At 66.6% G+C, this 20,899-nt stretch carries 19 protein-coding genes and 3 pseudogenes; 9 read left to right on the top strand and 13 right to left on the bottom strand.

Annotation, left to right across the window (positions count from 1 at the left end; genetic code table 11):
- Positions 1–64 precede the first annotated feature (64 nt).
- The 6 genes and pseudogenes from DIE13_RS29450 to DIE13_RS29425 all read right to left on the bottom strand — a co-directional run bounded on the left by DIE13_RS29450 (position 65) and on the right by DIE13_RS29425 (position 7,595).
- Positions 65–440 (bottom strand): annotated as a pseudogene (locus DIE13_RS29450) (gamma-glutamylcyclotransferase family protein).
- 108 nt (positions 441–548) lie between these two features.
- Positions 549–2,216, bottom strand: coding sequence for a GMC family oxidoreductase (locus DIE13_RS29445; protein WP_124830547.1), 1,668 nt, complete (start codon positions 2,214–2,216; stop codon positions 549–551).
- A gap of 16 nt (positions 2,217–2,232) precedes the next feature.
- Positions 2,233–3,450: a mandelate racemase/muconate lactonizing enzyme family protein gene (locus DIE13_RS29440; protein WP_124830546.1), complete on the bottom strand. Its 1,218-nt coding sequence runs from the start codon at positions 3,448–3,450 to the stop codon at positions 2,233–2,235.
- Positions 3,447–4,790, bottom strand: coding sequence for a nitrate/nitrite transporter (locus tag DIE13_RS29435; protein WP_175751153.1), 1,344 nt, complete (start codon positions 4,788–4,790; stop codon positions 3,447–3,449). The genes DIE13_RS29440 and DIE13_RS29435 overlap by 4 nt, the downstream gene beginning before the upstream one ends.
- Before the next feature lie 136 nt (positions 4,791–4,926).
- A complete protein-coding gene (gene aldA / locus DIE13_RS29430) occupies positions 4,927–6,351 on the bottom strand; it encodes an aldehyde dehydrogenase (RefSeq protein WP_124830544.1) in 1,425 nt (474 codons plus the stop codon).
- Between the two features lie 305 nt (positions 6,352–6,656).
- Positions 6,657–7,595, bottom strand: coding sequence for a LysR substrate-binding domain-containing protein (locus tag DIE13_RS29425; protein WP_096500608.1), 939 nt, complete (start codon positions 7,593–7,595; stop codon positions 6,657–6,659).
- Positions 7,596–7,826: 231 nt separating this feature from the next.
- Between DIE13_RS29425 and DIE13_RS29420 the strand changes: the two genes are divergently transcribed.
- Positions 7,827–8,702, top strand: a complete 876-nt coding sequence (locus DIE13_RS29420; RefSeq protein ID WP_124830543.1) for a LysR substrate-binding domain-containing protein — start codon at positions 7,827–7,829, stop codon at positions 8,700–8,702.
- A gap of 128 nt (positions 8,703–8,830) precedes the next feature.
- Here the strand turns inward: DIE13_RS29420 and DIE13_RS29415 are convergent, their stop codons facing one another.
- The 6 genes from DIE13_RS29415 to fae all read right to left on the bottom strand — a co-directional run bounded on the left by DIE13_RS29415 (position 8,831) and on the right by fae (position 14,646).
- Positions 8,831–9,172, bottom strand: coding sequence for a hypothetical protein (locus DIE13_RS29415; protein WP_124830542.1), 342 nt, complete (start codon positions 9,170–9,172; stop codon positions 8,831–8,833).
- Positions 9,169–9,894, bottom strand: coding sequence for a hypothetical protein (locus DIE13_RS29410; protein ID WP_124830541.1), 726 nt, complete (start codon positions 9,892–9,894; stop codon positions 9,169–9,171). Before DIE13_RS29410 ends, DIE13_RS29415 begins: the two co-directional genes overlap by 4 nt.
- 197 nt (positions 9,895–10,091) lie before the next feature.
- On the bottom strand, positions 10,092–11,426 hold the full coding sequence (locus DIE13_RS29405) for an MFS transporter (protein WP_226278860.1): 1,335 nt from the start codon (positions 11,424–11,426) through the stop codon (positions 10,092–10,094).
- Between the two features lie 169 nt (positions 11,427–11,595).
- A complete protein-coding gene (locus tag DIE13_RS29400) occupies positions 11,596–13,047 on the bottom strand; it encodes an NAD-dependent succinate-semialdehyde dehydrogenase (RefSeq protein ID WP_124830540.1) in 1,452 nt (483 codons plus the stop codon).
- A gap of 14 nt (positions 13,048–13,061) precedes the next feature.
- Positions 13,062–14,081, bottom strand: a complete 1,020-nt coding sequence (locus tag DIE13_RS29395) for an aldo/keto reductase (RefSeq protein WP_124830539.1) — start codon at positions 14,079–14,081, stop codon at positions 13,062–13,064.
- A 40-nt stretch (positions 14,082–14,121) separates the two neighbouring features.
- A complete protein-coding gene (gene fae, locus DIE13_RS29390; protein WP_098554625.1) occupies positions 14,122–14,646 on the bottom strand; it encodes a formaldehyde-activating enzyme in 525 nt (174 codons plus the stop codon).
- A gap of 323 nt (positions 14,647–14,969) precedes the next feature.
- Between fae and DIE13_RS29385 the strand changes: the two genes are divergently transcribed.
- The 3 genes from DIE13_RS29385 (at position 14,970) to DIE13_RS29375 (ending at position 17,138) form a co-directional block, all read left to right on the top strand.
- Positions 14,970–15,887: a LysR family transcriptional regulator gene (locus DIE13_RS29385; protein ID WP_124830538.1), complete on the top strand. Its 918-nt coding sequence runs from the start codon at positions 14,970–14,972 to the stop codon at positions 15,885–15,887.
- Positions 15,888–16,091: 204 nt separating this feature from the next.
- Positions 16,092–16,457 carry a hypothetical protein gene (locus DIE13_RS29380; RefSeq protein ID WP_124830537.1) on the top strand — a complete coding sequence of 122 codons (366 nt, stop codon included), beginning with the start codon at positions 16,092–16,094 and terminating at the stop codon, positions 16,455–16,457.
- Positions 16,458–16,571: 114 nt separating this feature from the next.
- Positions 16,572–17,138, top strand: coding sequence for a hypothetical protein (locus tag DIE13_RS29375; RefSeq protein ID WP_124830536.1), 567 nt, complete (start codon positions 16,572–16,574; stop codon positions 17,136–17,138).
- A 28-nt stretch (positions 17,139–17,166) separates the two neighbouring features.
- On the opposite strand, the gene DIE13_RS29370 is transcribed toward DIE13_RS29375, so the two are convergent.
- Positions 17,167–18,042 (bottom strand): LysR family transcriptional regulator, encoded by an 876-nt coding sequence (locus tag DIE13_RS29370; RefSeq protein ID WP_014900463.1) that lies wholly within the window; start codon positions 18,040–18,042, stop codon positions 17,167–17,169.
- Between the two features lie 160 nt (positions 18,043–18,202).
- On the opposite strand from DIE13_RS29370, the gene DIE13_RS29365 reads away from it, so the two are divergent.
- The 5 genes and pseudogenes from DIE13_RS29365 to DIE13_RS29345 form a co-directional block, all read left to right on the top strand.
- A complete protein-coding gene (locus tag DIE13_RS29365; RefSeq protein WP_124830535.1) occupies positions 18,203–19,522 on the top strand; it encodes a DUF3422 family protein in 1,320 nt (439 codons plus the stop codon).
- A 29-nt stretch (positions 19,523–19,551) separates the two neighbouring features.
- Complete coding sequence (locus DIE13_RS29360; RefSeq protein ID WP_124830534.1) at positions 19,552–19,752, top strand: hypothetical protein; 201 nt, start codon at positions 19,552–19,554, stop codon at positions 19,750–19,752.
- Positions 19,753–20,060: 308 nt separating this feature from the next.
- A pseudogene (locus DIE13_RS29355) lies at positions 20,061–20,210 on the top strand (cyanate hydratase); the annotation flags it as partial.
- A 265-nt stretch (positions 20,211–20,475) separates the two neighbouring features.
- The gene (locus tag DIE13_RS29350) at positions 20,476–20,718 is read left to right on the top strand and encodes a hypothetical protein (RefSeq protein ID WP_124830533.1); all 243 of its coding nucleotides are present in this window, start codon (positions 20,476–20,478) and stop codon (positions 20,716–20,718) included.
- Positions 20,719–20,755: 37 nt separating this feature from the next.
- Positions 20,756–20,899: pseudogene (locus DIE13_RS29345) on the top strand (polyamine ABC transporter ATP-binding protein); the annotation flags it as partial.

Here is a 20,899-nt window from a genome sequence, read left to right as displayed (position 1 = left end):
GGTGCGCCGGTTTTTTACCGGGCTCCGGCGATACGAACCCGCGCGGCGTGCCGGCGTTTCGCCGTCAGCCCTGACGCGGTGAGTTCGCGTCCACGTACACCCACGCCGATGCGCCCGACGCGAGCACGACGAGATCGCGGCGGTATGCATCGACCTCGTAGTCGTCCGCGTGCTTCAGTTCCTCGGGCGTGATCGCGAACACGGTGCCGCTGACCTTGTCGCCAGGATTACCTGGTATAGGTCACGACCGGGTGATGCGTCTTTCCGCTGGTCGCGACGACCTCGGGATCCTTGATTTCCAGCATCGCGAGCGAATAGCCGGGCATGTGATCGGCATGACCGCCCAGTAATCGGCCGAACGTTGCAAGCTGCACCTGTTCGAGCTGAAGCGTGCCGTACGAGAAAAGGTTTTCTGAAAGCGTGGAATCGACGTTCGACATGACGGATATACGTGGAAGCGGAGTCGTCGATTCTATAACCTCATACGGATGCCTGTAGGGAAGCCGGGCTGCGGTGTGCGATCCGTACCGACGCGCCCGGCCGCCGGATCAATGTGCGACGGTTTCCCGCGCGCCGGCCGGCACGCCGCCCGCCTCGCCGCGCAACGCATCGGCCAGGATCAGATCCGCGCCTTTTTCCGCGACCATCATCGTCGGCGCATTGATGTTCCCCGACGTGATGTTCGGGAACACCGACGCATCGACGATGCGCAACGCCTTCAGCCCGTGCACGCGCAGCGATGCGTCGACGACCGACGTCGCCGCATCCGGCCCCATCGCGCACGACCCGCACAGGTGGTAGATCGAACCCGACTGCTCGCGGAAGTACTGCCGCATCGCTTCGTCGGAATCGACCTGCGGCCCCGGCGAAATTTCCTCGACCGTCATCGCCTTCAGCGCCGGCGCCTGCATCAGCGCGCGGATCACCTTGCTGCCCTGCACGGCTTCGTCGAGATCCTTTTGCGTGGTGAGCGCATTGATGCGGATTTTCGCGGCATCTTCCGCGCGGTTCGATGCGATCTCGATCGTGCCGCGGCTCGTGGGCCGGCACGGGTTGAACGCGATCAGAAAACCGGAGTAGGGCTCGGGCTTGATGCTTGCGCGATCGCTCTTCGGGATCCGGTACGACAGCGGGTTGAAGTAAAGCTGCAGGTTCGGCTCGTGCGTGTCCGCCGTGCCGCGGAAGAACCCGCCGGCCTGGTTCACGCTCATCGCGAGCGGGCCGCGCTTCGTCAGCAGATAGCGCAATCCGATCTTCACCTTGCCGAGCAGCGTCCCCATCTCGTCGTTGAGCGTCGGCCGGTTCGCCTTGAAATAGAAGCTCACGCACAGGTGGTCCTGCAGGTTGCGGCCGACGGCCGGCAACGCATGCACGAGCGGCACGCGATGACGCGCGAGCAGCGCCGGATCGCCGACGCCCGACAGTTGCAGCAGCTTCGGCGTATCGACCGCGCCGGCCGCGAGAATGACTTCGCGCGCGGCGCTCAGCGTTTCGTCGCCGCGTTCGCCCGCGACGATCACGCCGGCCGCACGCGTACCGTCGAACGTCACGCGGCGCACGAGCACACCGGCGCGCAGCGTGAGATTCGGCCGGCCGAGCGCGGGTCGCAAATAGGCAAAACTGCTCGAACAGCGTTCGCCGTGCTTCGTGTTCAGGTCGTAGATGCCCGCACCTTCGAACCGCGCGCCGTTGAAATCGTCGGTGCGCGGCAGGTTCAACTGCTCGCAACCCTTCAGGAATTCATGGACGATCGGATGCACGTCGGCCTTCATCGACGTGATGTGGATCGGCCCCGACGTGCCGTGATGCTGCGGATCGGTTGCGCCGGCCGCGTGCGTTTCGAGCTTGCGGAAGTACGGCAGCACGTCGTCGTAGGCCCAGCCGGCATTCCCGGCCGCTGCCCAGTCGTCGTAGTCGCTGCGCTGGCCGCGCACGTAGACCATCGCGTTGATCGAGCCCGAGCCGCCGACCACCTTGCCGCGCGGGCAGTACAGGCTGCGACCGTCGAGCTGCGCTTCCGGTTCGCTGTAGTACATCCAGTTGTAGCGGCGGTTGTAGTAGGTCTTCGTGAAGCCGACCGGCACCTTGAACCAGAACGACGCGTCCTGTTCACCCGCTTCGAGGAGCAGCACCGAGTGCCGGCCCGATTCGCTCAGGCGGTTCGCGAGAATGCAGCCAGCCGATCCCGCGCCGACGATGATGTAGTCGTAGGTCATGTCTCGTCCTTCGTGCTCAGCCCTTCGCGGGCGCGAGATCCTTCACGTCGACGGGTTTCTCGCCCATCTGCAGATGCAGCCGCTCGCCGGTGTACGGCGTGTGCCGGCGCACGACGTCCATGTCGAGCTCGATGCCGAGGCCCGGCTCGTTCGACGGGATGATGTAGCCGTCTTCCCAGCGGATCGGGGTCTTCACGACCTCCGCGTGGAAGCCGCCCCAGGTCATGATGCTTTCCTGGATCAGGAAGTTCGGCGTGCAGGTCGCGAGCTGGATGCTCGCGGCCGCGCCCACCGGTCCGTTGTACAGGTGCGGCGCGATCTGCGCGTAGTGCACTTCGGCGAGGGTCGCGATTTTCTTCGCTTCGAGCAGCCCCCCGACACGGGCGACGTTCAATTGCAGGATCGACGCGCCGCCCGCCTGCAGCAGCTTGTGGAATTCGTATTTGGTCGTCAGGCGCTCGCCGGTCGCGATCGGAATCGACGTGTGCTTCGCGACGTCGGCGATCGCTTCTTCCTGACCCGGCGGCACGGGCTCCTCGAACCACAGCGGGTCGTACTTCTCGAGCCGCTTCGCGAGCCGGATCGCCGACGACGGCACCATCTGACCGTGCGTGCCGAACAGCAGGTCGGCCTTGCTGCCGACTGCTTCGCGTACGCGGCGACAGAACAGCTCGCAGCGATCGAGCACTTCCAGCGACAGCTGGTGGCCCGAATAGGCCGTGTACGGGCCGGCCGGATCGAACTTGACCGCCGTGAAGCCGCGCTTCACGTTCTCGGCCGCGCATTCGGCGGCGAGATCGGGATCGTCGTAATCGTATTCGCCGTTCGCGTTCTTCGGGTACAGGTACGTGTACGAGCGCAGCCGTTCGTGGATCCGGCCGCCGAGCAACTCGTACACGGGCTTGCCTGCGGCCTTGCCGACGATGTCCCAGCACGCCATCTCGAGCCCGCTGACGACCCCCATCATCGTCAGGTCGGGCCGTTGCGTGAAGCCGCTCGAGTAGGTCTCGCGGAACAGCCGCTCGACGTGGTGCGGATCGTGGTTCAGCAGGTAGCGGTCGAACACGTCGTCGATGATCGGGCCCATCGCCTTCGGGTGGAACGTCGCCGAGTAGATCTCGCCGACGCCTTCGATGCCGCAGTCGGTCCTCAGCTTCACGAAGATCCAGTACATCCCGCCAATATGCGGCGGCGGGACGGCGACGATGTGGGTTTCGAGCGAAACGATCTTCATGCGGACTCCTTGAGGCGGTTGACACGATTGATGCGGTTGAGACGATGTTTGAGGCATGCCGCGGCGCCCGCGCCACACAGAGCGATGGCCGCGATATAGCCGAAATAGAGCTGATAGCCGTGTGCGCCAGGCCAGGTCTGCGTCACGTAGCCGTTGATCAGCGGCACGAACACGTCGGGCGAATAGCCGAGCACCGAGATCAGGCCGATGGCGAGACCCGCGCAGTGCGTGGGCACGCGGCAGTCGTCGAGCAGCGACCAGTAGAGGCCGCGTATCGCATAGGTAAGGATGCCGATGAACAGCACGAGCACGACGAGCATCGCTTGTGGGCTGTGCGGCGGCGCAGCGATCAGCCCGACGAGCGACAGCGCCGCGAGCACGAGTGCCCAGAACAGCACGGACACCTTCGATACGCGGTCGCCGAGGAAGCCGCCGCCGATCCCGCCGACGGGGCGCATCCACAGCTTGAGGGTCGTGATGAAGCCGGCCGCGGTCGCGCTCAGCCCGAAATTGCCTTCATGCAGGTATGCCGAGAAGCTGTAGGTTGCCCAGAACACCTGATAGCCGCAGAACACGATCGCCGCGACGAGCCACAGCTCGGGAATCGCCGCGAGCGTCTTCAGATCGGTCAGCACATTGGTGCGGCGGTCGTCACCGCGGCGGTGCTGCGCTGCCTGGCGCCGGTCGGCGCGCGGTCGATCCTTCACCAGCGCAAGCAGCACACCGAGCGCGATGCAGAAGCACGCGTACAGATGCACGACGAGCGTGAAGCCGGCCGCGTCGGTGCCGCCTCGCGCCTGCGTCACGTACGCGAACAGCGTGATCGCGATCGTCGCGAGCAGTGCCTCGACGAGCCCGCGCCCGCCGTCGAGCAGCCCGAAGAAGCGGCCCTGTTCGTCGGGGCCGGCGATCATGTTCACGCGCTTGATCACGGCCGCCCAGAACGTGAGGCCCGTCGTCAGCCCCCAGCCGCCGAAGATCAGTACGAGCGCGTTGAACGACGGTCCGGTCGCGTAGACGAGGCCGAGCGCGCCGGTCGCGAGCAGCGAGAAGCAGATCAGCCAGCGCGGCGACAGACGGTCGGCGAGCCAGCCGCTCGGCAGGTAGCTGAGAAGGAAAATCGTGCCGAGCGACGAGTACAGGTAGCCGAGTTGCACGTCGTCGATCCGGAAGAACTGCAGCATCGTCGGCTGGTACACCTGCCGCAGGTACAGCATCGGGTAGATCGCGCCGGCGGCGATCACGAGCAGCAGCAGCTGCAGGTAGCGTTGCGCGCGCGACTCGTGTGCGGCGCCGGGCAATGCGAGCGACGCGGCGGGCGTCGACGGCTGGGTGGGCATGATGTCTTCCTCCATCAGGCGCCCTGGAAGCGGGCGTCTGCAGATTTGTTATGTGCAGGTCGATCGTGGGAACGGCACGTGCGACGGGGGCCGTTGCCATGCGCGCCGGGAAATGGCGCCGGGGCGTGCGTCAGTGTCAGTACTTCATGACGACGAGGCGCGTCTGCGTGAATTCGAGCATGCCGTGCTTGCCGTCGTCGCCGCCGAGCCCCGAGCGTTTCCAGCCCGCGTGAAAGCCCTGGTACGGATCGGCCGGCGTGCGATTGACGTACAGCTCGCCGGCTTCGATCGCGTTCGCCACCTTCATCGCGGTGCGGTAGTTCTCGGTGTAGAGCACCGACGACAGCCCGAACTGGTGATCGTTCGCGAACGCGATGGCCGCGTCGATCGTCGTGTAGCGCAGCACCGGCATGATCGGGCCGAAGGTTTCCTCCTGCACGATTTCCATGTCCTGCCGGCAGCCGGTGAGCAGCGTGGCCGGGTAGAAGAAGCCGGGGCCGTCGGGAATTGCGCCGCCCGTTTCGAGCGTCGCGCCGGCCGCGACCGCGCGTTCGACCATTGCATGGATGCGCGCGCGCGCCGATGCGCTGACGAGCGGGCCCATGTTCGACGGATCGGCCGCGCGATCGCCGCTGCGCACCGCGGCCATCTTCGCCTTCAGCAACGCGACAAAGCGGTCGTATACGCCGTCATGCACGTACACGCGTTCGACGGCGGTGCAGAGCTGCCCGCAGTGTGTGGTCTTCGACGCGACGAGCGCCGCAGCCGCGCGTTCCAGATCGGCATCGGGTTCGATGATCGCGGGTGTCTTGCCGCCGAGTTCGAGCGACGGCTTCGCGATGTTCGCCTTGCAGTAGTCGAGCACCTTGCGGCCCGCGTTCACGCTGCCCGTGAGCGTGATCATCCCGACCGCCGGATGCGTGCACAGCGCCTCGGCCGTCGCATGATCCATCGTCAGGATGTTGACGACGCCCGGCGGGAAGCCCGCGTCGTCGACGGCTTTCGCGATCTCGAATGCCGACACCGGCGTGTGGTTGCTCGGCCGCACGACCACCGTGTTGCCGGCGATCAGCGCAGGCGCGATCTTGCGCAGCAGCGTGTAGACCGGATAGTTGAACGGGATCAGGCACGCGACGACGCCGATCGGCTCGCGGTGCAGGAACAGGTTCTCGTCGGGCGTGTCGCTCGGAATGATTTCACCTTCGATCCGGCGCGCCCATTCGGCGTGATAGCGCGTGATCTGGCCCGCGTAGACGGCTTCGTTCGACGCGTCCTCGACGCTCTTGCCGGATTCCCGAGCCAGCGCCGCGCCGATCTGCGGTGCGCGTGCGGTGAGCGCATCGGCGAAACGATGCAGGTACGCCGCGCGCTCGGCGCTCGGCAGCGTGCGCCAGCCCTTTTGCGCGGCGGCGGCCGCGGCGGCCGCAGCGAGCGCGTGGGCCGGCGTCGCGGCGGGCACGCGCGCGAACGGCGCTTCGGTGGCGGGATCGTGGACGACGATGAACGCGTCGCTTTCCGGGACGACGAAGCGGCCGTTCACGTAGTTGCGTTCGGTTCGCATGAAGAGGCTCCTCCAAGGGGTGCGGGCGGATCGCTTCGGATGGCGAAACGCGCGACAACAGGACAGGAGCCATTCTGTTCATGCGTTTATTGCACGACAAACGACTTATTTTCGCGTCGAGCATGAGAAAAACGCACGTTACTCGGCCGGGCAACCGGAATCGCCCGTCATACAAGGCCACCGCGTCGACCGGGACGGCGGGCGGCGGCGGCACCGGCGGGGGTATTCCCCGACTGATTTGCGTGTGTCGGGGCGCGGGAGCCGGCAGGGCGGCGCCCGTCAGCCAGGCGACGCGTGAACAGGCCCTAGCGCAGCGGCACCTGCGGCAGCGGCGATGAAGGTTCGAGGTGGCGTTTCGCGAGCCACACTTCCTGTTGCAGCCAGTCGCGGAACTGCACGATGTGCGGCAGGTTCGTCTGTTCGGGGCGCGTGACGAACCAGTACGATTGATGGCCGTCGACGTGTACGTTGAGCACCTGCATCAATTGCCCGGTCGCGAGCTCGCGCGCGACCATGTGGCGGTCGGCGATCGTGATCCCGAGGCCGTCGATCGCCGCGCGGATCGCGTGGTCGAGCAGGTCGAACTCGTAGCCGCCGCGCGTATCGACATCGGCGATGCCGGCGGCTTTCAGCCAGTGCTGCCAGGTCAGGTAGCGCTGGTCGTCGGTCGCGAGCACGTGCAGCAGCGTGAAGCGGTTCAGGTCGATCGGCGCGCCGTCTTGCCGCAGCCGTGCGTAGAGCGCGGGGGCGCAGACGGCGATATGCTGCTCCTGCATCAGCAGTGCGTTGTCGAAGCCATCCCATTCACCGTCGCCGAAGCGGATCGCGCAGTCGAGCACGCGCGATTCGCCGAGGCTGTCGTGGATCCGGGTCGTGAGGCTCAGCTCGAATTCGGGATGTGCGTCGCGCAGCCGGCCGAGGCGCGGCATCAGCCAGCGCGCGGCGAAGGTCGGCGGGACGTTGGCGCGCAGGCGGTTCAGATGGGTTTTCTCCTGCAGGCTGCGCACGGTCAGCTCGATCTTGTCGAACGACTGCTGCAGCGCGCGCAGCAGCACGCGCCCGGCCGCCGTCAGTTCGAGCTGGTGATGGCGGCGCTCGAGCAGCGTTTCGCCGAGCTGGCCTTCGAGCTGGCGCACCTGCCGGCTCACCGCGCTCTGCGTCACGTTGAGCAGTTCGGCCGCGCGTGTAAAGCTGCCGGTGCGGCCGGCCATCTCGAAGGCTTTCAGCGCATTCAGCGCCGGCATCTTGCGTCTCACGGGGCGGTGTCGTGTTTGGTGCGGGATGCTTATTGTAGGCGGGTGGACGGCGGCGCGGCGGGAACGACGAATGACGTGGCCGGCCGATGGGCCGCGTGCAACGGATATCGGGGTTTTCACGACCTGCCGGGCGGCGCGCTTTTCTGCGATAAAGCTGCGCGCAAGATTGCCGGCGGCCTGGCCGGCAGCCAGACGAAAGACGGAGAGGAAACACATATCATGCGACGCCTGCCATCGTTGATCGCATTGCGATTTTTCGAAGAAGCCGCGCGTCATCTGAGCTTCAACCGCGCGGCGGTTTCGCTGTGCGTGACGCAAGGCGCGGTGAGCCGGCAGATCCGCTTGCTCGAGGAGGCGCTCGGCGCGAGGCTGTTCGAGCGCGATCACAAGGGCGTGCGTCTGACGGATGCCGGCGAGCGGCTGCTGCCGTTCGTCGGGCAAGCGTTCGACACGATCGAGCGCGGCGTCGGCGAGATCGCCGCCGCACGGCCCGGCGCGAAGCGGCGCCTTACGGTGTCGCTGCCGCCGACGTTCGCGACGCAGTGGTTTTCGCCGCGGCTCGGCTCGCTCGCGGAGGTGCTGCCGGATGTCGAGCTGTCGATCCGCACCGAGCCGGCCGACGATTGCCATTGCCACATCCGCTTCGGGCGCGTGGCGCGGCCGGGCATGCAGTCGGAGCTGCTGATGATGGAGCGCCATGCGCTGGTTGGCGCGCCGCGCCACCGCGGCGACGCGCTCGATGCGCTGCTCGGCCGGCTGCCGTCGCTGCACGTGCTGCACGAGGGCAAGCGCCTGACGTTGTGGGCCGACTGGTGCGAGCAGGCAGGGATCGCGGTCGAGCGGATCGGCGACAGCATCGAGTTCTCGACCCTCGAACAGGCGATCCGCGCGGCGCGCAAGGGCGCCGGGCTTGCCGTGGTCGACCTCACGATGATCGAGGAGGAGATCGCCGAGGGCAGCCTCGTGGAGCTGTCGCCGGTGCTGCCGATCGGGCCGTTCGGTTATTGGCTCGACATCGCGCCGGAGAACGTCGCGATCGAGCCGGTGCGCGCGTTCGCCGCGTGGCTGCGGGAGCAGGCGGCGAGGAAGGGGTAGGGGGGGCGACGATGCGACGCGGCTGATCGGGACGTTGGAAAACCCGAGCCTCGTCCTAATCCGGCACGCATGGTCTCCGCGTTGTTATCCGTTAAAGATGGTTACCGTGCCGGCTGTGGGTCATTGGGTCATTGATCGGGGTCCTGGCCGAAATGGAGAAGGGTTTTCCGGCGCCCGACGGCCCTTGCTTCAGCTTCCGAAATGATGGGCAACTGACTCTTCGAGTGATCGATGCGCCCCGTATCGAAGACTTTTCTTGGTGGCCGTGATATGGGCTGGCTGGCGGGGCGCAGGCCGTGCTCCGCGGCAAAGCCGCGCATGACGCGCGCCAGGCTGTCATGGAGCGCGTTCGCGATGAACGTACCGATGACCTGCATGGTTTCTACGCGGTGCCCGATTGTCGAGCGATCTCGCTTCGCCGCAGTGCGTTCGATCCGGAATCCCGTGATGCGACAGCGCTTTACAGTCATTCGTAAATCTCCTTTTCAATCAGGTATGCGCGCAGCGCCCGCACGGACTCGCGATGCGGTGCGACGTCGAATGTCATCCACCGGTGGGACCCGGCTACTCGCCAGAAGTCGCGACCGACTCTCGTCGCGTAAAGTGCCCGCAGCGATCGAAGGGACCCGTCGGCCAGCCCGATCGGGTATCCGCGGAAGTACTGGAACAGCGCTGCTTCGTCATCATGCTCGCCGGGAATCGGTGCATCGAAGCCGAATCTCGGCCACGCGTAGTATCCGTAGAGTCGTGGGCCGCCGGGTTTCGGCGCAGCCTTTCGACCGCCCACGGCCAGTGCGACGATCCGAGGGATGCCCAAGGTAGCGCACGCTCGAGCGATTCTCCAGAGCATGGCCGCGCCGAGTCCGACGACCGCGCTGTCGGAAAGATCGATGGTCTCTAGTTCGAGTACGGACGCGTCCGTGCTTCGAAGGACGGATATCCGATTCTCGGATCGGATCAACGCCGGGTGGGTGACGGCGAAAGTCAGCCAGCCTGAACTGTCGAGATAGCTCTGGATATCCGATTCGGCCGGCGCGCCGCACAGGGACACGAGCAACTCGTCGGTGACTTCGCCTTCGATACCAAGCAGCGCGGGAATGTCCAGATCGTTTCGCTCGACTGTCAGTCGATCGTCGAAGTAAATCGCTTCGTACGGGAGAACATGGCTGAGATCGACATGAAGGGCCGGCATGGTCGTGCACAGGAAACGGAAAGCCCCAGCATATCGCCGCGAATCCGGCGGCCCCAGTCTGCCGAACAGTCAGCTCGAACGTGCCGCAGCGGGGTGTCCCGCCGGGCTTCCGCCCGGTTCGTACCGATACACACGATGTCGCGTCGCGCCTGCCGGCAGGCCCGGCCCTTCCGGCAAGCGCGCCGCGCATCGGTCTTTCAATGCCCGGCCGCCTCCTCCAGCGTCAGGTGCTTCGTCTCCGGTGCCCACGCGATCGACACGATCATCCCGACCAGCAACACGCCGGCCAGCGCGAACATCGTCGCGTGAAAACCGAGCGTCGCGATGCCGACCGGCAGCAGGAACGTGCCGATCGCCGATCCGAGCCGGCTGCACGCGATCGCGAGGCCGACGCCGCTTGCGCGTACTTCGGTCGGGAAGCACTCGGGCGGAAACACGCCGACAAGATTGCTGAATGCCGACATCGTCAGCGTGAACACGGCAAACGCAACGATCATCGCGATGGCCGCCGACGACGGCAGCAGCGCCAGCGCGACGAGCGACGCGCACGTTACCGCGAACGACCCGATCAGGAAGCCGCGCCGCGACAGCCGGATCGTGAGCCAGATTCCGATCAGCGCGCCGAGCACGAGGAAGCCGTTCAGCATCAGGTCGGCGCCGAAGCCTTCGGCGAGGCCGATCGTCTTCAGGATCGTCGGCAGGAACGTGTAGATCGCGAAGTACGGAATCACCAGGCACACGAAGAACGCGCAGTTGAAGATCGTGCGGCGAATCAGGTCGCGCTGGAACAGTCGGGCAAAGCCGCCGTGCGCGTGCGGTTCGGTGGCGCCGTCGAGCATCACGTGCGGCCCGAAGTGCTTTGCGACGATCGCGCGCGCTTCGCGCTCGCGGCCCTTGCCGAGCAGCCAGCGCGGCGATTCGGGCGTGCCGATCCGCAACACGAGCACGACGAACGCCGGCAGCGCGGCCGACGCCAGCAGCCAGCGCCATGCGTCGGGCGCGACGTCGCTGTAGGCGAGGCCGAGCACGTTCGCGGCGACATAGCCGATCGTCCAGATCACGCTGAACGAACCGAGCAGCGCGCCGCGATGCTTGCGCGGCGAGAATTCGGCGAGGATCGCGTGGCCGACCGTGAAGTCGCCGCCCATCCCGAAGCCGATCAGCACGCGCAGCAGGCACAGTTCGAGCGGCGACGACACGAAGAACTGCGCGAACGCGGCTGCGGTGATGATCACGAAGCTCGTCAGGAAGATCTTCTGGCGGCCCATCCGGTCGGACAACCAGCCGAACACGAGGCTGCCGAAGAAGATGCCGACCAGTGCCGAGCTGCCGATCATCCCCATCCAGAACGCATCGAGCGGCATCTGCTTGCCGAGCGCGGCCAGCGCGTAGCCGATCGTGCCGAGCGTATAGCCTTCGGTGAAATGCGCGCCGAACGTCAGCCCCGCGATCTTCACGTGGAAGCGGTTGAGCGGCACGTCGTCGAGTGCGACGGGGTGGTGCGGCACATCGGCGCCGCGCGACGGCGGCAATGCGCGCGCCGTGCCGGATTGAAGGTTGGCTTGATTCAAGCTGTCTCCTGGATTGTTGTGCGTCCGGCATGCGACGTGCGGGCATCGAACGACGCCGGGAAGCCGTGCCGGGCGCCGCGCGGCCGGATGGCGCGCGGCGCATGTCGAGCGTCGGGACCGCCGGGCGCGGTCAGCGGCCGAGACCGGCCATCAGCGTGTACTTGAGCTCCACGTACTCGTCGAGGCCGTACTTCGAGCCTTCGCGGCCGAGCCCCGATTGCTTGACGCCGCCGAACGGCGCGACCTCCGTCGAGATGATCCCGTCGTTGACGCCGACCATCCCGCTTTCGAGCGCGCCGGACACGCGCCATGCGCGGCCGAGGTCGCGCGTGTAGAAGTACGCCGACAGACCGAACGGCGTGTCGTTGGCCGCGGCGACGGCTTCTTCCTCGGTCGTGAAGCGGAAGCAGCCGGCAACGGGGCCGAAGGTTTCCTCTTCGGCGATCAGCATGTCGGGTGTCATGCTGGTCAGCACGGTCGGTTCGTAGAAGGTGCCGCCGAGCGCGTGGCGCTTGCCGCCGGTGAGCACGCTCGCGCCTTTCGCGGTCGCGTCGGCCACATGCCGCTCGACCTTGCCGAGCGCCGCTTCGTTGATCAGCGGCCCCTGGTCGACGTCGCCCGCGAGCGCGTTGCCGACGCGCAGTGCGCGCACCGCGTCGGCGAGCTTGCGCGTGAAGGCGTCGTACACGCCGTCCTGCACGAGGAAGCGGTTCACGCACACGCAGGTCTGCCCCGTGTTGCGGAACTTCGATGCGATCGCACCCTGCACGGCCGCGTCGAGATCGGCGTCGTCGAACACGATGAACGGCGCGTTGCCGCCGAGTTCGAGCGACAGCTTTTTCAGCGTGTCGGCCGACTGCTTCGCGAGCAGCTTGCCGACGCGTGTCGAGCCCGTAAACGACAGCTTGCGCACGACGGGCGAATGCGTGAGCGCCTCGCCGATGGCGACCGCGTCGCCCGACACGACGTTGAACACGCCGGCCGGCACGCCCGCACGCTCGGCGAGCACCGCGAGCGCGAACGCCGACAGCGGTGTTTCCTCGGACGGCTTCAGCACCATCGTGCAGCCCGCCGCGAGCGCGGGGCCGGCCTTGCGCGTGATCATCGCGAGCGGGAAATTCCACGGCGTGATAGCCGCGACGACACCGACCGGTTCGCGCGTGACGACGATCTGCGCGTCAGGCTTCGGGCTCGGGATCACGTCGCCGTACATCCGCTTCGCCTCTTCCGCGAACCATTCGAGAAAGCTCGCCGCGTACGCGACTTCGCCGCGGGCTTCCGCGAGCGGCTTGCCCTGTTCGCGCGTCAGCAGCTCGGCGAGCGCGTCGCGATGTTCGAGCATCAGTTCGCCCCAGCGTTTTACCCGGGCGCCGCGCGCCTTCGCGGTCAGCGCGCGCCAGCCGGGCAACGCGCACGCCGCGGCGTCGATCGCGCGCTGGGCGTCGTCCGCGCCGCCTTTCGCGACTTTCGCGATGGTCTCGCCGGTCGCGGGGTTCAGCACCGCATAGGTCGCGTCGCTCGCGCCATGCGGTTCGTGCCATTCGCCGCCGATGTAGTGGCCGGTTCTGAGAAATTCGGTCATCGTGTGTGGTCCCTTCAATCCGTGAAGCTGCCCTGCGCCGGGCGCGACGCGCGCGCGATGCGCCGGCCGGCCGTGTAGTCGTTGATCAGGTCGCACGGCGTGTAGTTGCGTTCGAGCTCGTGCAGTTCGTCTTCGCCGAGCCGGGTTTCGAGCGCGCCGAGTGCGCTGTCGAATTGCGCGACGGAATCGGCGCCGACCAGCATGCTGGCAATGCCGGGACGGCTCAGCACCCAGGCCTGCGCGATTTGCGCGGGCGGCACGCCGCGCCGCTTCGCGACCTTCGCGACCGATTCGGCGATCGCGAGCGATGCCTCGTCACCGTACATCTGCGCGGTGAAGAAGTCGGTCTGGTTGCGCGTCGATTGCGACTCGCAGGTCAGCAGGCCGCGTGCGAGCGGGCTGAATACCGACACGCCGACGCCCTGGTCGATGCAGTACGGCACCATTTCGCGCTCTTCCTCGCGATATGCGAGGTTCAGCTGCAACTGCATGTTGATCGGCTTGTCCCAGCCGTTGCGCTCGCACGCCTGCATGATCTTTGCGAATTGCCACGTATACATCGTCGACACGCCGATATAGCGGGCCTTGCCCGCGCGCACGATGTCGTGCATCGCGCTCATCGTTTCCTCGACGGGGGTGTTCACGTCGAAGAAGTGCAGCATGAAGATGTCGACGTAGTCCATTCCGAGACGCTTCAGCGACCCATCGATGCCGTCCAGCACGTGCTTGCGCGAATGGCCGCCGGCGTTCGGATAGCTGCCCATGTCGTAGCCGACCTTCGTCGTGACGACGAGCTCCTCGCGGCGCGCGTTGCGCTTCAGGATGCGGCCAACCACTTCCTCGCCGACGCCTGTCGAATAGAAATCCGCGAGATCGATGAAGTTGACGCCGGCATCGAGCGCGCGGCGCACGATCGGTTCGCTCTGCGCTTCGTCGAAGATCCACGGCTTCCATTCGGGCGTGCCCATGTTCATCGTGCCGAGGCACAGCCGGGACACCTTCAGGCCGGACTGGCCGAGGCGGACGTATTCCATGCTTCCTCCTGATTCGGCCTTGCCGGCCGTTCGTTGTCGGTCAGTGCTTGTTCGGCGTGTAGAACGGGTTCGATACGTCGCGCGCGGCGGCGAACACCGCGTCGCGATGCGGCAGCCCCTCCATCGCGGCGACGATCGCGTTGCGGCACGCGCGGTAGTTGTTCTCGAACACGGCGTCGAGATCGTCGGTCTTCGGGTTCACCCAGTTCGCCGACACGACGACCCAGTCGTTCTCCGCTTCGGGCGGCAGCGTGCCGTTTTCGAGCGCTTCGGCGACCGCCTTCGCGATGCCGGCCTGCGAGGCGCCCCACGTCGCATTGCCGTGGAAGTCGCCGTCGATCTGCGCCTTGTTCACGTACAGCGTGAGCGGCTTGGTCGGTATGCCCGGCTGCGCGATCACGACGAACGGCGCATGGCCGGCCGACGGCGTCGCGAGTGCGGTCGCGAACGCCTGCCCGGCGGGACCGTTGCGCGGGCCGATCAGCACGTTGATGTGCGCGAGGTTGACGCCGGGGCCCTCGAAGCCTTCGCCGATGAAAAGCTGTCTGGGTTGCAGTGCGGTCATTGCTGTGTCTCGTCGATGAGGTTGATGTGAGGCGATTGTCGGGGGCCGCGGCGCGGCCGGTGAATCGATGTTTTCTGATCGAGGTATGAGTTTTCGTCGTCTCCGGGAAAGCCCTGAACGCCGCGCGCGAACGCCCGCCGGCCGGGCGGCCGGTGCTTCGGGACGGTGTCGCGGAACGGGCGGTGCGGGCGGACGGCTGCCTGCCGGCTCCGGGTTTGTCATACCCGGGCAGGGGTTGGAGGGCCGTGCGGGTCTGGACAACAATCGGCATCGCCAGTCCTATCTTTCGTCGCCCCGTCCTTTTTCGAAAGCGAGTAATTCCGATGGCAGCCATTCAGAAGCCCGATTGGTCGAAGCTGAGTTCGCTCGACCCGGAGCTGATCCGCGCATTCGTTGCCGTCGTCGAGAGCGGCGGCTTTACCGCGGCGGCCCGGCAGCTGCATCGCACGCAGTCGACCATCAGCCTGCGGATCCGGACGCTCGAGGAGCGGCTCGACACGCACTTGTTCATGCGCAACAGCCGGCGGCTCGAACTGTCGCGGGACGGCGAGAACTTCCTGATTCACGCGCGGCGGATCATCCAGGTGCAGAACGACGCGATCATCGCGCTGAAGCAGACGAGCAGCGACCGCGGCGTCGTGCGTTTCGGGTTGCCCGAGGATTACGCGGAGTTGTGGCTGCCCGACCTGCTGAAGTCGTTTTACGCGCTGCGGCAGGGTGCGCGCCTGCACGTGCATTGCCGGATGTCGCTCGAACTGGTCGAGCGGCTGCAGGCAGGCGAGCTCGATGTCGCGCTGGTGGTGCGGCATGGGCCGAATGCGGGCGGGCGGTTGCTCGGCCGCCACGACGTCGTGTGGGCCGCGCATCGTGACTTTGTGCTCGACCCGCTCGCCTCGGTGCCGCTCGCGCTGTTTCCTGAAACCTGCTGCTACCGGCAACGCGGGCTGCAGGCGCTCGCGACCGCCGAGCGGCCGTATCACGTCGTCTATACGAGCCAGAGCCCGACCGGCATCAAGATCGCGGTGAACCACGGCGCGGCCGTCACGATGATCGACCGCTGCACGCTCCCCGGGAACTGGCGCGTGCTGGACGACGCAGACGGTTTGCCGCCGTTGCCGCCGGCCGATCTCGAGTTGCATCGCTCGCCCGGCATCTGCGATCCGTTGACCGACGATCTGGTCTCGCTGATCGAGGCGATGGTCGACGAACGGCGGCGGGCGTCGCTCGAGGCGTTCGCGTAGTCGAGCGCCCGGCGCGTGGATGCCGGGGCGGCAGGCCGGCATTCCGTCGAGCCGGGAGTCCCGGAATCGGGAAGGCCGGTGGACGGCGCGGGTGCTGCCGCATGCCGCTTTTTGCGCCGCAATGCCGTTTTTTTGCACGGCGTTTATATCTCTTCTTCTAAGCTCGGGATGTGTTGAACAGCCGCGACGGCCTCCGTCCGTTCCATGACCTTCATCCATCCCGTCCCCGCTTTCGATGTCGCCGGCCGCCAGTTGCGCACCGATGAGCGCCGCAGCGTCATTCCGTTTCCTTTGGCGCGCCCGCGCCTGCAACTGCCCGTCACGCTGACGGCCGGTTCCGCCGCGCGCGCCCACGCCCGGCTCGCGGCGCTCCTGCATTCCCCGCTCGGCGTCCATGTCGTCAGCGCGCGCACCGTGCGCAACGTGATCCACGTGCAATTCGACATCGCGGCGGAGGATCTGGACTTCACGCTGCGCATGCTGATCGCGCTGCAGGCCGACGCGATGATCGGCCCCGTCGCCCGCCGGTTGCATGTCGGATCGCAGCACCGCCAACCCGGGGCGCGCTGATTGCTTGTTCGGTCCGCCACCTTTTCTCCGGTTGCCGTGTTGTCGGTGAACCGGTCGCGGTGGACGTTCGTGCGCCGCGTCGTACGCGGCGCTGGCCCTCGACAGGGAGGATTCATGTATCTCGCGGAAGAAGTGCGCATCGCGCGGCCGGCAGGCCGGCGCGTGCGGGTCGAGACGCTGCCGTCGGGCAGGCAGCTAGCCCGGCAGTTGATGGTGACGGTTCGCGCGGCAGACGTGCTGCTGCGCCAGGCGATCCGGATGCCGGATCGGCATCAGTGGTCGGTCGACCTCGAGCGGGTCGACGCGGCCGGCGGCCCGTTGGCCGCATGGGATTCACACGTGACGTTCCGCATCGCCAAGGTGTTCGAGCCGGCTGTCGACGCGAACGCGCGGGCCGGCGATCCCGACCAGGTCGCCGTCGACATCCGGTTGTTTCTGCCCGAGCAGGCCTATCTGGGCGAACAGCGTGTCGGCATTTTCGGCCGGCGGCATGGCAACCGGTTCGGCGCGACGCTGTCGGTGACGGCCGGGTCGCAGTGGGGCGGCCGGCGCAACGAATGCATTCCGCCCGCCGGGCGGCACGTGCATGGCGACACGCTCGAGGCGCTCGTCGACACGGTTGCGGGCATCGTCAACGCGGCGCTGCTGGCCGCGGGCCATCCGCGAGCGGGCGATTCGTGACGCCGCCTGCAGCGGCGCCTGATCGCGCTCAGGCGTCGCTGGTCTGCCCGGTTTGCCTTTGCAGATCTTCCATCAGTTGTTCCGCGAGAAAGTCGCATGGCGGGCGCTTCGATTTCGTGCTGCGCGCGAGGATCAGCTCGAGCGGCGGCAGATCGGGCAGCCCGTGCGAGCGGCCGAGCATCGACAGCTGCGCGGGAATCGCGCAGCGCGCGAGCGGCGCGACCGCGAGGCCGGCTTCGACCATGCTCAGCAGTCCGAGCAGGCTCGGGCTTTCGTAAGAGGTCCGGAACGGCAGCTTCGCGCGTTCGAGGCTGCGGATCGCGTTCTCGCGCGCGACGCTGCCCGGCATGAACACCGCGATCGGCAGCGGCCGTTCCTCCCATACGCGCGGCCCGTTCGTCATCGCGGCCCATGCCATCGGCTCATGGCGGATGAAGTCGCCCGACAGCCCCTTGATGCGCGTGCCGCACACGAGGTCGACGGTGCCGTCCTTCAGCAGCGGCGCGAGCGCGCTACTCGGCAGCCCGATCACCTGGATCTCGACCTTCGGATAGGTCGCCGAGAATTTCTTCAGCACCGACGGCAGCAGCGACGACGCATAGTCGTCCGGCACGCCGATCACCACCTTGCCGGTCACTTCCGGGCGCACCACGGCCGCCCATGCCTCGTCGCGCAGCGCCAGCATTCGTCTGGCGAATCCCAGCAAGACCTCGCCTTCGCGCGTGAGCACGATGCTGCGCGGCTTGCGCACGAACAGCGGCCGACCGATTGCGTCCTCGAGGCTCTTGATCTGCATGCTCACGGCCGACTGCGAGCGGTTCACGGCCTCGGCCGCACGGGTCATGTTGCCGGTTTCGGCGACGGCGACGACGGTGGCCAGCACGTCGTGATCGAGCATCTTCATCGGTATCAGGAAAACTGAATGTAACGATCAACATTATGCGTTTTTATTGTCGCAAGGTGTCTGCCATAGTGGAATCACACCGGCTGCATCGTCCGATGCAGCACGGCAATTGCGCCGGCGTGGCCGACATGCAGCGTTGAACAGGGAAAGTGGTGTACCGATGATCGATCATCCGTTGCGCGCCGCACTGGCCGCGGAATTGCATGCCCGGCCGTTCCTGCGGCTCGCCGAAGCCGTGTCGCTCACGCACTATGCGATCTACGCGGACGGCCAACCCGATCTTCACGAAACGCTATTGCACGCGCTGTGCCGCGACACCGGCATCGAAGCGCCGCACGAAGGCGCGACGCACTACGCGGTGCAGTCGTCGTCCGGCTGGCATCTGAAGTGGGAACGCCACACCGAATTCTCGACCTTCACGTTCGTCGCGCCGCGCCGCGACACCGGCTATTTCGACGATCTCGCGATCGAGGGCATCCCGGCCGCGTGGTTCGCGCGGCTCGCCGGGATCCGTTTCGTCGCGGTGCGCATGGAGTTGCTGTCGGGCGACGCCGCTCGGCTCGTGTGCGGCGACCTGCGCCGCTGGATCGACGGGCCCGCGCTCGTCGGCAGCAACGTGCTCGGCGGCGGCAAGGTGTTCTGCGACTGGCATGTGCGTGCCGACGGCTTCATGCGCTTTCTCGTCGTCGACGAGGATTTCCGCGAGGAGCAGGGCGGCCGTTTGCTGCAGCGCCTCTATGAGATCGAGACGTACCGGATGATGGCGCTGCTCGCGTTGCCGGTTGCGCGGCAGATGAGCCGCGAGCTCGACGAGATCCATGCGGCGCTGCATGCGCTGATGCAGCGGATGGATGCGAGCGGCGCGGCCGGCGACGACGCGGCGCTGCTCGTGAAGCTCACGCATCTCGCGGTGCGCGTCGAGGCGCTGTCGGGCTCCGGCGGGCGTTTCAGCGCGTCGCGCGCGTACGAGAAGCTCGTGCTGGCGCGCATCCAGGAACTGCGCGAGGAGCGCATCGAAGGCATGCCGACGATCGCCGAGTTCATGGAGCGGCGCTTCGCGCCGGCGATGGAAACCTGCCGCAGCGTGTGGGCGCGTCACGAGCAGATCGCCGCGCGGATCGCGCGTGCCGTCGACCTGCTGCGCACGCGCGTGAATCTCGCACAGGAAAAGGATGTGACGCGATTGCTGGCGGGCATGGAGCGCACCGCTCGCAACCAGCTTCATCTGCAGCACGCGGTCGAAGGGCTGTCGGTGGCAGCCATTTCGTACTACGTGCTGTCGCTTGCGGCCGCGGCGTTCAAGGCGCTGCACGTGATGAACCTGCCGGTCGATCCCGAACTGGCGGAGGGCCTGCTGATCGCGCCGGTCGTGTTCGCGGTGATTCACATCACGCGGCGCACGCGCGCGCAGCTGGCGCGCTCGGAGGCCGCGCATGACGGCCCACCCGTGCATGCGGCGGCGTTGAAGCAGGCAAGCTAAAACATTAACGACATATCAAAGGAGTGGAGATGAATCCTGCAAAAACGCAACCCGGATTTTTCAGCAGCCTCGACGCGTTCGACGAGCCGGTTTGGGACGAAACGGGTGCGCCGAAAGAAGCACACGTGACGTCGTATCAGGCCGCGATGCTGGAGCCGACGACGTCGCTCGTCGGCGGCACGTTCGATCGGCCGGATGTCGCGGCGGTGGCGATTCTCGGATACAACTGACGCGGTGTCGAACGTGGTCTTGATGCGGGCAAGCTGACAGCTGCGTCAGCTTGCCGCGTTCGGGCGGGCGAATAGCATGCAGACAGACTGGAGCGATGAAGCAGGTGGCTCAATCGCCGGAGAGATCGCTGCTTGACCCGCCATGAGGAATCTGGCTCGGTAGATGTACCCATGCGGTAGCCAGGGCGCGCACCGTCTTGTCCGAAATGTCGTCGACCGTGCGGCGTTCACCGAAGGTGAACGGCGGCACCTTCGAGTTCGGATCCGGACTCTTGTAGCACCAGTCGCGGCCTTCGTAGTCGGGCAGGCTGCCGCCGCTCGTCCACGAGAAGTTCGGCGACGGCATCATCAGCGCGATCAATTTCCGGCGCGACGTGAAGAAGGTCGACGATCCGGACGGCGGTTCGCGCGCGGTGATCACGCTCGACGGCAATTACCTGCCGACCAAGCCGTTCTGATGCGGCTGCCGCGCCGTGGCCGCGAGGTCGTGCGGCGCGGCACCGCTGCCGCGACCGCTCGTTTTCCCCACCCTCCGCTTCGCCCGCCGGCCATCGTGCCGGCCGGGTTTCCCGCATGGCCGCGCGGGCGCTAGCCGCACCCCGTTTTCCCGCCCTTTCTCACATCGATTCCGTTCAATGTCCGGAACGGAAATCCGCGATCCAAAAAGTTTTTGACGGGTTTAAAAATTCGCACTGGAGACGACAGATGCGTGTGGAAAGCCCGATGAAAACCGATGAAACCATCACGACAGCCAGCATGGCGAACGAAGCCGGCGATGTGCCCGAGCGGCCGCCGACGATCGCCATGCGCAATGTGTCGCCACCGTTGCGTGCGCCGGCCGGATGCCGCCGCCGATCGTCGCGCCTTGCCCCCGACACCCGCCGTCCTGCGCCACACGATCCGGATGAGGAATCGCTCGATCCCTCTCCGCCGGCACCGTGCGACCGTACAGCCGGTCGCGCCTGACATCCGACATTCGCTTACTTTTTCAACACGGACCATCATGAAACGGGATTCATTCAGCATACCTGATGCAGTGCGTCGCGACGCGACGACGGACATGCTCAAGCCGAACGACGCCTTCGTGCGCATCGAAAACGTCGTGAAGAAATTCGGCGACAGCACGGCCGTCGACAACGTGAACCTG

The sequence above is a fragment of the Burkholderia sp. Bp9016 genome (genome assembly GCF_003857765.1).
In the GTDB taxonomy this organism is placed as follows: Bacteria; Pseudomonadota; Gammaproteobacteria; order Burkholderiales; family Burkholderiaceae; genus Burkholderia.
The sequence above is the reverse complement of the archived record's forward strand: the minus strand, read 5'-3'. Positions and strand labels throughout refer to the sequence as shown.

Coding starts and splice junctions, on each gene's coding strand:
- DIE13_RS29445 (WP_124830547.1), bottom strand. CDS start 2,216: ATGACCTACGACTACATCATCGTCGGCGCGGGATCGGCTGGCTGCATT.
- DIE13_RS29440 (WP_124830546.1), bottom strand. CDS start 3,450: ATGAAGATCGTTTCGCTCGAAACCCACATCGTCGCCGTCCCGCCGCCG.
- DIE13_RS29435 (WP_175751153.1), bottom strand. CDS start 4,790: ATGCCCACCCAGCCGTCGACGCCCGCCGCGTCGCTCGCATTGCCCGGC.
- aldA (WP_124830544.1), bottom strand. CDS start 6,351: ATGCGAACCGAACGCAACTACGTGAACGGCCGCTTCGTCGTCCCGGAA.
- DIE13_RS29425 (WP_096500608.1), bottom strand. CDS start 7,595: ATGCCGGCGCTGAATGCGCTGAAAGCCTTCGAGATGGCCGGCCGCACC.
- DIE13_RS29420 (WP_124830543.1), top strand. CDS start 7,827: ATGCGACGCCTGCCATCGTTGATCGCATTGCGATTTTTCGAAGAAGCC.
- DIE13_RS29415 (WP_124830542.1), bottom strand. CDS start 9,172: ATGACTGTAAAGCGCTGTCGCATCACGGGATTCCGGATCGAACGCACT.
- DIE13_RS29410 (WP_124830541.1), bottom strand. CDS start 9,894: ATGCCGGCCCTTCATGTCGATCTCAGCCATGTTCTCCCGTACGAAGCG.
- DIE13_RS29400 (WP_124830540.1), bottom strand. CDS start 13,047: ATGACCGAATTTCTCAGAACCGGCCACTACATCGGCGGCGAATGGCAC.
- DIE13_RS29395 (WP_124830539.1), bottom strand. CDS start 14,081: ATGGAATACGTCCGCCTCGGCCAGTCCGGCCTGAAGGTGTCCCGGCTG.
- fae (WP_098554625.1), bottom strand. CDS start 14,646: ATGACCGCACTGCAACCCAGACAGCTTTTCATCGGCGAAGGCTTCGAG.
- DIE13_RS29385 (WP_124830538.1), top strand. CDS start 14,970: ATGGCAGCCATTCAGAAGCCCGATTGGTCGAAGCTGAGTTCGCTCGAC.
- DIE13_RS29380 (WP_124830537.1), top strand. CDS start 16,092: ATGACCTTCATCCATCCCGTCCCCGCTTTCGATGTCGCCGGCCGCCAG.
- DIE13_RS29375 (WP_124830536.1), top strand. CDS start 16,572: ATGTATCTCGCGGAAGAAGTGCGCATCGCGCGGCCGGCAGGCCGGCGC.
- DIE13_RS29370 (WP_014900463.1), bottom strand. CDS start 18,042: ATGAAGATGCTCGATCACGACGTGCTGGCCACCGTCGTCGCCGTCGCC.
- DIE13_RS29365 (WP_124830535.1), top strand. CDS start 18,203: ATGATCGATCATCCGTTGCGCGCCGCACTGGCCGCGGAATTGCATGCC.
- DIE13_RS29360 (WP_124830534.1), top strand. CDS start 19,552: ATGAATCCTGCAAAAACGCAACCCGGATTTTTCAGCAGCCTCGACGCG.
- DIE13_RS29350 (WP_124830533.1), top strand. CDS start 20,476: ATGAAAACCGATGAAACCATCACGACAGCCAGCATGGCGAACGAAGCC.